The sequence below is a fragment of the Gemmatimonadales bacterium genome, assembly GCA_036265815.1.
In the GTDB taxonomy this organism is placed as follows: Bacteria; Gemmatimonadota; Gemmatimonadetes; order Gemmatimonadales; family GWC2-71-9; genus CAVVWJ01.
In genome coordinates this window covers 53,595-67,859 of sequence record DATAOI010000113.1, presented here as the reverse complement: position 1 = coordinate 67,859, position 14,265 = coordinate 53,595, and the positions used below count along the sequence as shown (strand labels likewise).

The following is a 14,265-nucleotide window of genomic DNA, read 5'->3' as shown; positions in this document are numbered from 1 at the left end:
GAGCTCGAGCTTGGGCGCCAGGTGGGTCGTCGCTCCGAGCGAGGAGTTGTCGAGGGTCGTCGAACGGGTTGGGACCTTATCAGAAGGAGGCCTGCCAGCCGAGGCCCATTCCGCTTGGGGTCGCCACCAGGCCGGGAGCACGGATATTGAAGATTCGCCAGCGTCCCGACGCCAGCTTGGCGGAAGCGAACCCCACCAGCGCGCCGGCGGCGACGTCGCTCAGCCAATGACGGTTGTCGTTGATTCTCGACCAACCCACGGTCGTGGCGAGGCCGTAGAGGCCCACCGTGGCCAAAGGGTGATGAATCTCGTCCGCCAGCGTGGTGGCCCAGGCGAACGCCATGGCGGTGTGACCCGACGGCATGGACGCCTGCCCAGAGAACGGGTTGTAACCATCGGCATCCAGACTCTGATCCGGCCTGGGCCGGCCGAAGGCCAGTTTGGCACCCTGATTGGCCGCACCGGCCAGAAGGAGCGACACTCCCATGCGGGCGCCGAGCCTGGCAACCCGATCATGGTGAGTCGCCAGCCCGGCCACGATCAGACCAGCCGTCATGGTCCCGTACACTTCCGGCTGGCCGAAATGACGCACGAAGCTGGCGACATTGGCCGAACCTGTGCCCCGATTATCCTGGGAAAAGCGTTGCACCGGATGATCCAACAACATGAGCGCCGAGAGACCACCGATGGCCACCGCGCCGTGCCACCAGTGGAGCACCGTTGCGTCTTGCTGCTGAGCCGCGGCTGGGGCGGGAAGAGCGAGCGTCGGCACTGCGACGAGCAGAAGGCAGGCAGCGGCGGGCGTGGCAAATCGCATGGGAGTCGTTACCTTCGGGCGTAGCTTTACTTGGGCAAACTCGTGAACGCAGAGGACCTGATGATCGCACGCTCGGGCACACTGCTGATGCTCTTGGCGCTCGCTTCCTGCCGGACCTACGACCTCGACAAGCGACTCAGCGACGAATCCGGGCTGGTCCCACCCGACCAGTTCGCCCGCTATGGCCGGGAACAGGCCGAGGCGGTCGCGATCTCGCGTGAGTTCGGCCGGGCCGCCCAGGGCGACTCGCCTGAGGCGCTGCAGCGCCAGGCCGATGCCGCCGTTGCCTACGCCCGCACGCTTCCCGACGTGGTGAACGTATCGGCGGACCCATTGGGGTACCGGCTGACCATCACCTTCAAGAGCGGCTGGCGCGCCGCGGTGAATCCCCTGTCGGATGGCAAGCGGGGTGCCGAGACGCCGGGCCTCGCAGCCGCGGCAGGCGGGCCGGCGAAGCACTAAAGGTCTCTCCAATATATCGGCACGCGGGGCACCCCGCACATGACCGGCTGCTGCCAGGTCACCACCACCCTGCCCGACCGGGAGAGCGCCGCGCGGATCGCGGCCGACCTGGTGGGCGCGCGGCTTGCAGCGTGTAGCCAGGTGCAGGGGCCGATCGACAGCACCTACTGGTGGCAGGGCCGGGTGGCCAGTGCCACTGAGTGGTACTGCCATTTCAAGACCACGCTGTCGCGGCTCCCGGCGTTACGGACCAGGCTGTGCGAGCTGCATCCGTACGACGTCCCGGAAATCGTCGCGGTCGCCATCGTGGACGGCGATCCCGCGTACCTGCGCTGGATCGAAGATTCGGTGAGCAGTCCTTCGACTGCCGGGTGACCCCGCTCCGCCTCCGGAGGTCCCATGTCCGCCCTGCCGGCCCCTCCCTCGCCCGAGTTGCTGTATCTCCTGGCCGGCGACGCGGAGGACCTCCTCGCCGCCTGCGAGAACCTCCGTCCGGCGGACGTCGCCGAGGCGCTCAACCAGCTGCCGGTCGAGGCCGCCGCGCGGGTCGTGGCCGCGCTCCCCTTCAACCTGGCCGTCCAGCTGCTGGACGAGCCGGAGCTCGACCGGCGGGGAGAGATTTTCGAGCGGCTGGACGAGCAGACCGCCGTCCCCCTGATCGAGGCGATCTCCTCGGACCAGCAGGTCGAGCTTTTCCGGACCCTGCGGGAAGCCGACCGCACCCGTCTCTTTCATCTCCTCGACGCGCCTACCCGCGACGCGCTCAAGCTGCTCCTGGCCTACCCGCCGTCCAGTGCGGGCGGCATCATGAGCACGGAATTCGTCGGGGTTCCCTCCACCTGGACGGTGGATCAGGTCAAGCGCCACATCAGCGAAGTCGGCGAGGCCAAGGAGACGGTCTACGCCATCTATGTGTTGAATCCCAAGGACCAGCGGCTCGAGACAGTGGTGTCGTTGCGGGAGATCATGCTGGCCAACCCAGCCTACCGGGTGATCGCGGTGAGCGACTCTCGCCGGCCGGTGACCGTGGGCCCACTGACCGACCGGGAGGACGTGGCCCGGCTGATCTCCAAGTACAACCTGCTGGCGATCCCGGTGGTCGACGACGGCAACCACGTGCTCGGCATCGTGACGGTGGACGACGTCATCGACGCGCTCATCAGCGAGCAGACCGAGGATGTGCAGAAGTTCGGCGGCATGGCCGCCACGGACGAGCCGTACATGCAGATCCGCCTCGGCGCGATGATCCGGAAGCGGGCCGGGTGGCTCTGCGCGCTCTTTCTGGGCGAGATGCTCACGGCCGGCGCCATGGGCCACTTTCAGGCGGAGATCAGTCACGCCGTGGTGCTGGCGCTCTTCATCCCCCTCATCATCAGCTCGGGCGGCAACTCGGGCTCCCAGGCCACCTCGCTGATCATCCGCTCGATGGCGCTCAGGGAGGTCCAGCTGAAGGACTGGTGGCGGGTGGCAGTGCGAGAGCTACCGGCGGGCCTGGCGCTGGGCGCGATCCTGGGGATCATCGGCCTGATGCGGATTCTCCTGTGGCAGCGCCTCGGCTGGTACGACTATGGTCCGCACCATGTCCTGATCGCCCAGACGGTGGCGCTGGCGCTGGTGGGGGTCGTGCTGTTCGGCTCGCTCGCCGGGTCGATGCTGCCGTTCGTGCTCCGACGGATCGGCTTCGACCCGGCCAGCGCCTCCGCGCCGTTCGTGGCGACGCTGGTGGACGTGACCGGTCTGGTGATCTATTTCAGCGTCGCCCTGCTGGTGCTCCGGGGTACTCTGCTGTAGAGCAGGCGGCGAATCCTGCAGTGAGCACGCGGGGGGCTCAGGCCAGGCGAGCGCGAACGGCGCGGTGGAGACGGGGAGGAGCGCCCGGGTGGGCGGCTGCGCAACGGGCAAGGAGGAGGAGCAGGGCCCGATCGCAACAGTACTCCGGCCGGCAGCCGGTACAGTCACTCAGATGAGCTCTGACCGACGCGGCCTCTTCCGCCCCGAGCTCCTGATCCAGATATTCCCAGAGACACAGCCTGACCTCCGGACACTCCATCAGCGGACTCCTCTCTCGACGAGGCGACCCACGGCCACCCGGTACGCTGCTGAACAGGGGTCGCCCCCCAGTGGTTCCGCGGCCATCCTGACACCCGCCTGGAGCGTGCCCTCATGATCGCCCGGGGCCGGGCCCTCACCGTGGCGGTGGTACTGGCCTTCGTAGCCTTCCTCCTCTGGACCACCCTCTCGAGCCAGCGTGCCGAGTGCAGTGTGGCGGTCGAGTTCGAGGGACGGTCCGGAACGGGCCGGGCCTCAGGCAGCTCGGAAGCGGACGCGCTCCGGGAGGCGCAGACCGCCGCCTGCGGGCCCCTCACCGGCTCGATGAACGATCGGATCGCCTGCGCCAGCAAGCCGCCGGTCACGCGGCACTGCCGGACCCTTTGACCGGCATGCCGGAGCGCGGGCGGATCCGGTTTCCCCATCCCCTGATTCTCCTGGTCGCCTGTACCCTCCTGGCGGCCGCGCTGACCCATCTGCTTCCGGCCGGCCAGTTCGAGCGCCGAGAGGACGCCGCCACCGGAAGGAGTGTGGTGGTGCCGGGGACATTTGCCCGGGTTGAGGGGCAGCCGGTCGGGGCCTTCCACGCGCTGGTCGCCATTCCCAAGGGCATGGCCGATGCCTCGGCTGTGATCTTTTACGTCTTCCTGGTGGGGGGCGCCTTCGCCGTGGTGGACCGGACCGGGGCGCTGGCAGCGCTGGTGAATTGGCTGGCGTCCCGGCTCGCGCGGCGCGGCCTGTGGGTGGTGCCGGCGGCCGGCCTGGCCTTCGGGCTGGGGGGCGTCCTCATCCAGATGCAGGAGGAGCTGATCGCCTTCGTGCCCGTGCTCCTGCTGCTCACCCGGCAGCTCGGGTTCAACCCGCTGACTGCGGTGGCGATGAGCCTCGGCGCCTCGGCAATCGGGGCGTCCTTCAGCTTCATCGACCCGTTCCAGGTTGGGATCGCCCAGAAGGTGGCGCAGCTCCCGCTCCTCTCGGGCTGGCAGTTCCGAATCGCCTTTCTGATCCCGGCGTGGCTGACCTGGATTGCGGGGACCATGCTCTTCGCACAGCGGACCCGCGGAGTACCGGAGGTGCACCCGATTGGGGCCTCGGGGCGGAGCGGCGCGGAGGCCGCCGGATGGCGGCAGACGGCGGTGCTGGCCGCCGTCCTGCTCAGCTTCGTGTTCTTCATCCTGGGGGTGCTTCGACTGGGCTGGGATTTCGACCAGCTCTCGGCGCTCTTCTTTCTCATGGGGGTGGTCGCGGGTCTGCTTGGCGGCCTGCGTCTGGCCGACATCGCCGATGCCTTCGTGGAAGGATTTCGCTCGATGGCGTTCGCGGCGCTCCTGATCGGCTTTGCGCGGGGGATCTACGTGGTGCTGGACGAGGGGCGCATCGTGGACACGATCGTCCAGGGACTGTTCGCCCCCATCGCGGGCCTCCCGACGACTCTGGCGGCGCTGGGAATGATGGCCGTCCACACCATGGTCCACTTCCCGGTCCCGAGCACCAGCGGTCAGGCGGTCCTCACGCTGCCTCTGCTGGTCCCGCTCTCCGACCTGATCGGCCTCTCCCGTCAGGTGACCGTGCTGGCGTACCAGTACGGGGCCGGCCTGTGCGAGGTCATCACCCCGACCAACGGCGCTCTCATGGCCATGCTCGCGGCGGCAGGCGTGCGCTACGAGGACTGGCTGCGTTTCACGCTGCCGCTCTTTGCTCTGCTCCTGGCTCTGGCCGCGCTGGGGATCGGCGTGGCCACCGCCATCGGACTGCGCTAGGCAGCGACAATCGGTCGGCTGCGCCGCTCACTGCGCGCGCCCGGCCAGAGCCTCCAGCGTTGCGAGGTCCGCGGCCCCGACATGCCGGCTTCGCTCGACCCCGTTGTGGAACGCGATCATGGTGGGGATCCCCCGGATACCGAACCGGGTGGAGATGGCCGGGCTGGCGTCGGTATCGAGCTTCAACACCAGGAGCTCGCCGGCGTGCTGCCGGGTGAAGTCGTCCAGGGTGGGGGCCATCATTCTACAGGGGCCGCACCAGTCGGCATAGAAGTCGACCAGCACGGGCACGCTCGACCCCTTGAGGGTCGACTCGAAGTCCGCCTCACTCACCTTGAGCGGGCGATCGAGCAGGATGGGGCGGCCACATTGGGCGCACTTGGGACCGGCGGACAATCGAGTCAGATCGACCCGGTTCGCTTTCCCGCAGAATATGCAGTGCACCACGACTGGACGGACAGTTCGGGCGGTATCGGGCATCGTGGCGGACTCCTCCGAGAGATCGAGCCCGGAGCGGGGCTCTTCGCTGCAAACTAGGCGCTTGATCGCCCGAGGCAACCGTTAGCCGGAGCACGAGTTGGCTCCGCTTGCGGGCAATGGACTCAGCCTCCTTCCTTCGCTCCGATACTTCCCTGGTGTGGAGGCGGGCCGCGAGCGAATTGGCGTGACCCTCTTCACAGACAGGAACTTTTTCGGCTGGCATTAGTGTTGCTGCGATTGGGTCAGCGCGTTTCCTCTGGGAGGCGGGTAACCACATGAGCGAACTTACGATTCGGGAGATGGAACAGGACGAGGACTTCTCGGCCTGGTTCTCGGATCTGCTCGACCAGGAGGAGGATCCCAACGGGGGGTCCGCCGCCCCGGATGAGCACTATCTCGTCCTGAGCAACGAGATCGGTAACTGGATCGGTGGCCTGCGGTACTGGCTCCGCGGCGGCGTCGCGCATCTGGTCGATGTGGTGGTCCTGCCGCAGGAGCGGCACCAAGGCCACGCTCACAGGCTGCTGGCGGCCTTCGAGGAGCGGGCGGGGCTCACCGGGGGCCACATCGCCGAGTTCTGGACCGACGACCTTCGGTCGGAGGCGCTGCTGGCGGCGCTGGGGTGGCGGCGTATCTTTCAGCGAGACGATTACATCGGGCACCGGAGCTGGTACCTGATGGAGAAGCAGATCGGGCCTGATGCCCCCTGATTTCCCCGCCGCTGCGGTGGGCCGACTGTTGGCATTGACCGGACCAGCCACGCTATCTTTAGGGGCTGGTCCTCTGCTTATAAGGCTACCTGCCGTGAAGGAACCACATGGGCACAGCCACCGATCCGGCCATTGAACTGGCTTCCAAAGTCGAAGTGCTGCGGGACCTGGAAGGGCCGGTCCAGGAGTTGATGGAAGCGCACGAGCGGAAGCGCGAGCTCTGGTTCCCGGCCGACCTGATCCAGCCCCAACCCGGTGTCTGCCCCGACGATTTCGTCCGCCAGCTCCGGACCCAGGCGGAGGGCATCCCCGATCCGATCCGGGCGGCGCTTGCCCTCAACATGCTGACCGAGGAGGGGCTGCCGCACTTCCACCGGCTGCTGGCCGTGTATCTGGGCGATGAGAGCCATTGGCGGAGATGGAACAACCTCTGGACCGCGGAGGAGGACCGGCACGGGCAGGTGCTCCACGACTACGCCCGCGACACCCGCCTGTTCGACCAGCGAAAGATCGAGGAGATGCAGTTCGAGTATCTCCGCCGCGGCTTCCACCCGGAGTGGGACCGCGACCCCTACCGGGTGTTCGTGTACACCACCGTCCAGGAGCGTGCCACCCAGTTCTCCCACGGTGAGACAGGACGCATCGTGTCCGAGTACGAGCCCAGGCTGGGCGAGACGCTGGGGCATGTGGCCAAGGACGAGGCGCGGCACTACGCGTTCTATCGAAGCGTCTTCGAGCTCATTCTGGAACGGGATCCCAACCAGGCGCTGCATTCCGCCTCGTTCATCCTGCCCGCCATCGATATGCCCGGCGTCTCCATGCCCGGCTTCAAGGAGCTGGCCGACGTGATCCGGCGGGCCGGGATCTACGGTCCGCGCGACTACCTGCGGATCGTGCAGGAGCAGATCCGGTACTGGAAGATCGAGAGCCTCCAGGGCCTCAATGAGCTCGGCCGGATCGCGCAGGAGAAGATCATGGGAATTCCGGCCCGGCTGAAGCGCATCGCGGAGATCATGGAGACCCGCAGCCGGGCCAAGACGTTCAGCTTCGAGGTGGTGTTCAACCGCGAATTCGCGATGGAATGAGGCGGCGGACCTCCTGCGCGCTCGCGATGCTGCTGATACTCACCGCGTGCGGCAAGACGGACACCGGCCGCCCGGCGGCGGCCCAGTCCCGGTCCAGCCAGCCCCCAGGTGACGCGGAGATGCTGGGCAGGGAGGTTTTCGACCTGGTGGACCGGGCCATCGATTACCGCGGCTCCCACATGGGGCGCCCGGCCAGCTCCTTCCGCCAGATGGGAATCGACAGTCTGAGCGGAGCCACTGTGCGGCGCCTGGTGAATCTCGAGCGCGAGCCGGTAGTGACCGTGGCCTTCCGCAAGCCTGGGGCCCACCAGATCCTCTCCTGCCGGGGCGACAGCCAGATTCTGGAGGAAGCCTCGCTCAACGGCGGCCGCTTCACCTTGATGTGCACCACCGCCTCGGGCGCGCAGCGACCAGTCCGGGTCGGCGACACGCCGGACCGCTGAGCGTCGTGTTTTTTCCCACCCTCGACCTCGGGGCCCGGGCGCTGGTCGTTTTCGCCCTGGTGTACGCGTCGATCGTCGGCCTGACCACTTGGGCGGTGCGCCGCCGCCGCCTCAGCCCGTTCGGGGCGTGGCCCCGCCTGGTCCGCCGGGCGAGCGATCCGATCCTGCTGCCGCTGGAACGGCGGATCATTCGAGCGGGCGGCAGCCCGCAGGATGCCCCGCTCTGGCTGGTGGTGCTGGTGGTCCTCGGGGGACTGCTGCTGCTCACGCTGGTCCACTGGCTCGCCGGAGTGGCCGTCTCCCTCAGTGTCGTCGCCTCCTCCGGTCCGCGCGCGCTGGCGCGCTTCCTGGTCGACGCGCTCTTTGCGCTGCTGATGGGCGCCATCTTCGTCCGGGTGATTGCCTCCTGGCTGGGGCTGTCGCCGTACTCCCGCTGGATGCGCCCGGTCGTGGCCGCCACCGACTGGCTCATTGAGCCCATTCGGCGCATTCTGCCGCCCCTGGGAATGTTCGACATGAGCCCTATGGTGGCATGGCTGATCCTGTACGTCGTCCGGGGATTCGTGCTCAGTTGGATGTGATGGAGCGGACGGCGCCGCCAACGAGGCACTGCTCCGCTTCCTGGCCTCGCGCTTGCAACAGCCGCCGCCTGGGGCTCTGATACCCTTGCCGGGCCCCGGCCTCCCATTAGGTTTGAGTGGTCGGACAATCGACTCGTGGCGATTTGCGCTGCTTGCGGCCACGTTAAACAACCGCTAAAACGCTCACCCTTGAGGCGTTTTGGCTTCAGGGGTCTTTGTTTACCCCCGGAGACTCGAGTGCTGGTCGATCAACCCCCCGTCCCCCGGACCGGAAGCACGCGCTGGACCCGCACGAGCCGGCTCCAGGAGCTGGAGACGCTGCTGGACCGTCGTATCCTGGTGCTGGACGGCGCCATGGGGACCATGATCCAGACCTACGGGCTGGGCGAGCGCGACTACCGGGGCGAGCGGTTTGCCGACTGGCCGCGCGAGCTCCGGGGCCATAGCGACCTGCTCACGCTCACCCAGCCCGGCATCATCGGCGCGATCCACGCCGCCTATCTCGACGCGGGCGCCGATATCATCGAGACCAACTCCTTCACCTCCAACGCCATGTCGCTGGCCGACTATGGCATGGAGGAGCTGGTCTACGAGTTGAACCATGCCGCGGCCCGGCTGGCCCGGGAGACCTGCGACGCCTACGAGCGCCGTGATCCCGACGTGCCGCGATTCGTGGCCGGGGTGCTCGGCCCCACCAACCGCAGCGCATCGCTCTCGCCCGACGTGAACGATCCCGGCTTTCGGAACGTGAGCTTCGACGCGCTGGTGGCCACGTACACCGACGGGGCGCGCGGCCTGATCGACGGCGGCGCAGACCTGCTGCTGGTCGAGACGATCTTCGACACGCTCAACGCCAAGGCCGCCCTCTTCGCCATCGACCAGGTATTCGAGGCGACTGGCATTCGGCTGCCGATCATGATCTCCGGTACGATCGTGGATGCGAGTGGGCGCACCCTCTCGGGCCAGACCACCGAGGCGTTCTGGAACTCGGTGGCGCACGGCCGCCCGCTCAGCGTGGGGCTCAACTGCGCCCTCGGCGCCCAGGCACTCCGGCAGTATGTCCAGGAGCTGTCCCGGGTAGCGCCCGTGTTCGTGAGCACCCATCCGAACGCCGGCCTGCCGAACGAGTTCGGCCAGTACGACGATACGCCGGAGCACATGGCCGAGGTGCTCGGGGAGTTCGCGGAAAGCGGACTGGTGAACTTCGTGGGCGGCTGCTGCGGGACCACCCCGGCCCACATTCGCGCCATTGTGGACGCGGTGCGCGGCGTGCCGCCGCGGAAGCGACCGGCGGTCGAGCCCACGTGCCGCCTGAGCGGGCTCGAGCCCCTCACGATTGGACCGGACAGCATCTTCGCTAACGTCGGCGAGCGGACCAACGTGACCGGCTCGCGGAAATTCGCCCGCCTGATCCTGGCCGGCGACTACGAGGCTGCGGTCGAGGTCGCGCGCCAGCAGGTGGAGAGCGGCGCGCAGATGATCGACATCAACATGGACGAAGGGATGCTCGACTCGCAGCAGGCGATGGTGAAGTTCCTCCAGCTCATCGCCGCCGAGCCGGACATCAGCCGGGTACCGGTGGTGATCGACTCGTCCAAGTGGTCGGTCATCGAGGCGGGGCTCAAGTGCGTCCAGGGGAAGGGCGTGGTCAACTCGATCAGCCTCAAGGAGGGTGAGGAGGCGTTCGTCCACCACGCCAGTCTGGTCCGGCGCTACGGGGCCGCGGTGATCGTGATGGCGTTCGACGAGCGGGGCCAGGCGGACACGGCCGAGCGGAAGGTGGAGATCTGCACCCGGTGCTACCGGATCCTGACCGAGCGAGTGGGCTTTCCGCCGGAGGACGTCGTCTTCGACCCGAACATCTTCGCCATCGGCACCGGGATCGAGGAGCACGCCAACTATGCGGTCGAGTACATCGAGGCCACCCGGCGGATCAAGTCGACCCTGCCCCACGTCCTGGTGAGCGGCGGCGTCAGCAACGTCTCCTTCTCCTTCCGGGGCAACGATCCGGTCCGCGAAGCGATCCACGCGGTGTTCCTGTACCATGCCATCGAGGCGGGGATGGACATGGGGATCGTGAACGCGGGACAGCTGCCGATCTACGCCGACATCCCTGCCGACCTGCTGGAGCGGGTGGAGGACGTGGTGCTGAACCGGCGACCCGACGCGACCGACCGGCTGCTGGAGATCGCCGCCTCGGTGCAGGGTCAGGCGGCGGCGCAGATCACCGATCTGAGCTGGCGCAACGCGCCGGTCAACGAGCGGCTGGCCCACGCGCTGGTGGAAGGGATCGCCGACTTCATCGTAGAGGACACCGAGGAAGCGCGCCACCAGGTGGAGCGGCCGATCCACGTCATCGAGGGCCCCCTGATGGCGGGGATGAATATCGTGGGCGATCTCTTCGGCGGCGGGAAGATGTTCCTGCCGCAGGTGGTCAAGAGCGCCCGGGTGATGAAGAAGGCGGTGGCCCACCTGATCCCCTACATCGAGGCGGAGCGGGACACCAGCTCGGCGATGCGGACCAACGGCCGGGTGCTGCTGGCCACCGTGAAGGGCGACGTGCACGACATCGGCAAGAACATCGTGGGCGTCGTGCTCCAGTGCAACAACTACGACGTCATCGACCTGGGCGTGATGGTGCCGTGCGCCAAGATCCTGGAGACGGCCCGTCGCGAGCGGGTGGACATCATCGGGCTGAGCGGCCTGATCACTCCGTCTCTGGAGGAGATGTCGTTCGTGGCGAGCGAGATGCAGCGAGAAGGCTTCGAGCTCCCGCTCCTGATCGGCGGCGCCACCACCTCGCGGGTGCACACGGCGGTGAAGATCGAGCCGAAGTACCAGGGCCCGACCGTGCACGTGCTCGACGCCTCCCGCGCCGTCGGGGTCGCGGGCAGTCTGCTCAGCGATACGCTGCGCCAGGAGTACGTCTCCGGTGTGCGCGCAGAGTATCAGGAGCTTCGGGAGCAACGGAGCCAGAGGCGTCCGGAGGAGCGGCGCCAGTCGATTGCCGACGCCCGGCGCAACCGGCTCGCCATCGACTGGAACGGGGTGACTCCGCCCGAGCCCTGCGCGCCGCGCCTGACAGTGCTGGACGACTACCCGCTGGACGACCTGGTGCCCCGGATCGACTGGACTCCGTTCTTTCAGACCTGGGAGCTGGCCGGCCACTATCCCGACATCCTGCAGGACCCGGTGCTCGGCACCGCGGCCACGAGCCTCTTCCGCGACGCCCAGGAGCTGCTCGACCGGATGGTACGGAAGCGGCTGGTGCAGGCCCGCGGGGTGTTCGCCTTCTTCCGGGCGAACAGCGTGGGGGACGACATCGAGCTCTACGCGGACGCCGACCGCCGCCAGTCCCTCGCGGTGATCCACACCATTCGGCAGCAGATGCTCAAGCCGCCCGGTCGGCCCAACCTTGCCCTGGCGGACTTCGTCGCGCCGCGGGAGACGGGGGTGGCCGACTGGATCGGTGGCTTCGCGGTGACGACCGGCATCGGGCTGGAGCGCGTGGTGGCCGATTTCGAGGCGGCGAACGACGATTACTCCGCCATCCTGGCCAAGGCGCTGGCCGACCGGCTGGCGGAAGCCTTCGCGGAACGGCTGCACGAGCGGGTGCGCAAGGAGTTCTGGGGATACGCGCGGAAGGAGTCGCTAGACAACAGCGCGCTCATCCAGGAAAAGTATCAAGGGATCCGGCCGGCACCCGGGTATCCGGCCTGCCCGGATCACACCGAGAAGCGCACTTTGTTCGACCTGCTGCAGGCCGAAACGAACGCCGGGATCTCGCTCACCGAGAGCTTCGCGATGCTGCCCGCCGCCGCGGTCAGCGGATACTACTTCTGGCACCCGCAGGCTCAATACTTCGGCGTGGGGAAGATCGAGCGCGACCAGGTGGAGGATTATGCCCGGCGGAAGGGGATGGACCCGCCGGTGGTGGAGCGCTGGCTGGCGCCCAACCTGAACTACGAGCGCTAGCGTGCCGACCTTACGCGATCTGCTCGCCGACGGCCGGGTCCACGTGGTGGACGGGGCGATGGGCACCATGCTCTACGGCCGCGGCGTCTTCCTCAACGTGTGCTACGACGAGCTCAATCTCAAGCAGCCCGACCTGGTGCGGGAGATCCACCGGGAGTACGTCCGGGCCGGCGCCGAGCTGCTGGAGACCAACACCTTCGGCGCCAATCCGGTAAAGCTCGCCACCCATGGCCTGGCCGCCGAGACGGAGCGGATCAATGCGGAGGCCGCCGGGTTGGCCCGCGAGGCGGCGGGCGGCCGCGCCGCGGTGGCCGGCGCGATCGGGCCGCTGGGGGTGCGGATCGAGCCGTTCGGCGAGATGTCCGTCGCCGAGGCGCGGGAGGCGTTCGTCTCACAGGTCCGCGGACTCCTGGCCGGCGGCGTCGACGGGTTCATCCTGGAGACGTTCAGCGACGTGGCCGAGCTCGGAGCGGCGTTCCAGGCCGTCCGGAGCCTCTCCGACCTGCCGGTGATCGCACAGATGACGGTCGGCACCGACGGGAAGACCCACTACGGAACCGATCCGGTGGTCTTCGGCCCCGAGCTCGCCGTGATGGGCGCGGATGTGGTGGGGGTGAACTGCTCCGTCGGCCCGCACGGCGTGCTGGAGGCGGTGGAGAAGCTTGCCCGGGTGGTGACCCTGCCCCTCTCCGCCCAGCCCAACGCCGGGTTGCCGCGCGAGGTCGCCGACCGGAAGATCTACATGGCCTCGCCGGAATACATGGCGAGCTACGCCCGCCGCATGGTCGAGGCCGGCGCCCGACTGGTGGGAGGGTGCTGCGGCACGACGCCGGACCACATCCGGGCCATCGTCGGGTTCGTGCAGAGCGTGTCGCCCCGGCACGTGCATTCGGTGAGCGCCACGCCCATCGCGGCCACCGCCGCCGACCCGGTGCCCCTGGCCGAGCGCTCGCGGATCGGCGCCAAGCTGGCGGAGGGGCGGTTCATCACCACGGTCGAGATTGTCCCGCCGAAGGGGGTGGACCCGGCCCCGATGTTCGCCCAGGTGCGGCTGCTCAAGAGCGCCGGGGTGGATGCCGTCAACGTGCCCGACGGGCCGCGGGCGCAGAGCCGGATGGGCGCGCTGCTCTCCGCCCTCATGATCCAGCGCGAGGTGGGCCTGGAGGCCGTGGTGCACTACGCTTGCCGGGACCGGAACCTGCTCGGCATGCTCTCGGACCTGCTCGGCGCGGCAGGCGCCGGGATCCGGAACCTGCTGATCATCACCGGCGATCCACCCAAGATGGGGCCCTATCCCGAGGCGACGGCGGTCTTCGACATCGACAGCATCGGTCTGACCAACCTGGTGTCTCGCCTGAACCGCGGGCTCGACCCCGGGGGGAACCCTATCGGCCAGCCGACGAGGTTCGTCATCGGCGTGGGCGTGAACCCTGCAGCACCGGACCTCGACCGGGAGCTCAAGCGGTTCGCCTGGAAGGTCGAGGCCGGGGCCGAGTTCGCGATCACTCAGCCGGTCTTCGATCTGGCTCAGCTGGACCGCTTCCTCGCCCGAGTGGAGAGCTTCCGGATCCCCATCGTGGCCGGAATCTGGCCACTCATCTCCCTCCGGAACGCCGAATTCCTGGCCAACGAGGTCCCCGGGATCACCGTGCCCGACAGCGTCCTCGAGCGCATGCGGCAGGCCAGCAGCAAGGGGAAAGAGGAGGCGCTGGCTGAAGGGGTGCGGATCTCTCAGGAGATGCTTTCGGCCGCCGCGGAGCGGGTTCAGGGCGCACAGGTCTCGGCGCCGCTCGGGCGGGTGCCGGTGGCGCTGGAGGTGCTGCAGGCGGCGCCGATTGAACCGGTGGCGAGCCAGGGCTATACTCCGCCGACCTGACCAACGCTTCCGGCCATTCTCGGAGCC

Annotated in this window: 13 protein-coding genes and 1 riboswitch; of the genes, 11 read left to right on the top strand and 2 right to left on the bottom strand. The window is 68.2% G+C overall.

Annotation, left to right across the window (positions count from 1 at the left end; genetic code table 11):
• Window positions 1-79: 79 nt before the first annotated feature.
• Window positions 80-817, bottom strand: a complete 738-nt coding sequence (locus VHR41_20745) for a phosphatase PAP2 family protein (protein ID HEX3236634.1) — start codon at window positions 815-817, stop codon at window positions 80-82.
• 60 nt (window positions 818-877) lie between these two features.
• Here VHR41_20745 and VHR41_20740 point away from each other — a divergent pair, with 60 nt between their 5' ends.
• The 5 genes from VHR41_20740 to VHR41_20720 all read left to right on the top strand — a co-directional run bounded on the left by VHR41_20740 (window position 878) and on the right by VHR41_20720 (window position 5,088).
• Window positions 878-1,279 (top strand): hypothetical protein, encoded by a 402-nt coding sequence (locus VHR41_20740; GenBank protein ID HEX3236633.1) that lies wholly within the window; start codon window positions 878-880, stop codon window positions 1,277-1,279.
• A gap of 39 nt (window positions 1,280-1,318) precedes the next feature.
• Entirely contained in the window at window positions 1,319-1,654 is a 336-nt protein-coding gene (gene cutA / locus VHR41_20735; protein ID HEX3236632.1) for a divalent-cation tolerance protein CutA, read from the top strand.
• A gap of 24 nt (window positions 1,655-1,678) precedes the next feature.
• Window positions 1,679-3,070, top strand: coding sequence for a magnesium transporter (gene mgtE / locus VHR41_20730; protein HEX3236631.1), 1,392 nt, complete (start codon window positions 1,679-1,681; stop codon window positions 3,068-3,070).
• Window positions 3,071-3,442: 372 nt separating this feature from the next.
• A complete protein-coding gene (locus VHR41_20725; GenBank protein HEX3236630.1) occupies window positions 3,443-3,715 on the top strand; it encodes a hypothetical protein in 273 nt (90 codons plus the stop codon).
• Between the two features lie 5 nt (window positions 3,716-3,720).
• Window positions 3,721-5,088: a Na+/H+ antiporter NhaC family protein gene (locus VHR41_20720; protein ID HEX3236629.1), complete on the top strand. Its 1,368-nt coding sequence runs from the start codon at window positions 3,721-3,723 to the stop codon at window positions 5,086-5,088.
• A 27-nt stretch (window positions 5,089-5,115) separates the two neighbouring features.
• On the opposite strand, the gene trxA is transcribed toward VHR41_20720, so the two are convergent.
• Complete coding sequence (trxA, locus tag VHR41_20715; GenBank protein HEX3236628.1) at window positions 5,116-5,568, bottom strand: thioredoxin; 453 nt, start codon at window positions 5,566-5,568, stop codon at window positions 5,116-5,118.
• A 275-nt stretch (window positions 5,569-5,843) separates the two neighbouring features.
• Between trxA and VHR41_20710 the strand changes: the two genes are divergently transcribed.
• The 6 genes from VHR41_20710 to VHR41_20685 all read left to right on the top strand — a co-directional run bounded on the left by VHR41_20710 (window position 5,844) and on the right by VHR41_20685 (window position 14,238).
• Entirely contained in the window at window positions 5,844-6,278 is a 435-nt protein-coding gene (locus VHR41_20710; GenBank protein HEX3236627.1) for a GNAT family N-acetyltransferase, read from the top strand.
• 107 nt (window positions 6,279-6,385) lie between these two features.
• A complete protein-coding gene (locus tag VHR41_20705; protein HEX3236626.1) occupies window positions 6,386-7,363 on the top strand; it encodes an acyl-ACP desaturase in 978 nt (325 codons plus the stop codon).
• Window positions 7,360-7,806, top strand: a complete 447-nt coding sequence (locus tag VHR41_20700; protein HEX3236625.1) for a hypothetical protein — start codon at window positions 7,360-7,362, stop codon at window positions 7,804-7,806. Before VHR41_20705 ends, VHR41_20700 begins: the two co-directional genes overlap by 4 nt.
• Before the next feature lie 5 nt (window positions 7,807-7,811).
• Window positions 7,812-8,387: a YggT family protein gene (locus VHR41_20695; GenBank protein HEX3236624.1), complete on the top strand. Its 576-nt coding sequence runs from the start codon at window positions 7,812-7,814 to the stop codon at window positions 8,385-8,387.
• A gap of 125 nt (window positions 8,388-8,512) precedes the next feature.
• Window positions 8,513-8,586: riboswitch (SAM riboswitch) on the top strand.
• A gap of 38 nt (window positions 8,587-8,624) precedes the next feature.
• On the top strand, window positions 8,625-12,362 hold the full coding sequence (gene metH / locus VHR41_20690; protein ID HEX3236623.1) for a methionine synthase: 3,738 nt from the start codon (window positions 8,625-8,627) through the stop codon (window positions 12,360-12,362).
• A gap of 1 nt (window position 12,363) precedes the next feature.
• A complete protein-coding gene (locus VHR41_20685) occupies window positions 12,364-14,238 on the top strand; it encodes a bifunctional homocysteine S-methyltransferase/methylenetetrahydrofolate reductase (GenBank protein ID HEX3236622.1) in 1,875 nt (624 codons plus the stop codon).
• The last annotated feature ends 27 nt before the right edge of the window (window positions 14,239-14,265 follow it).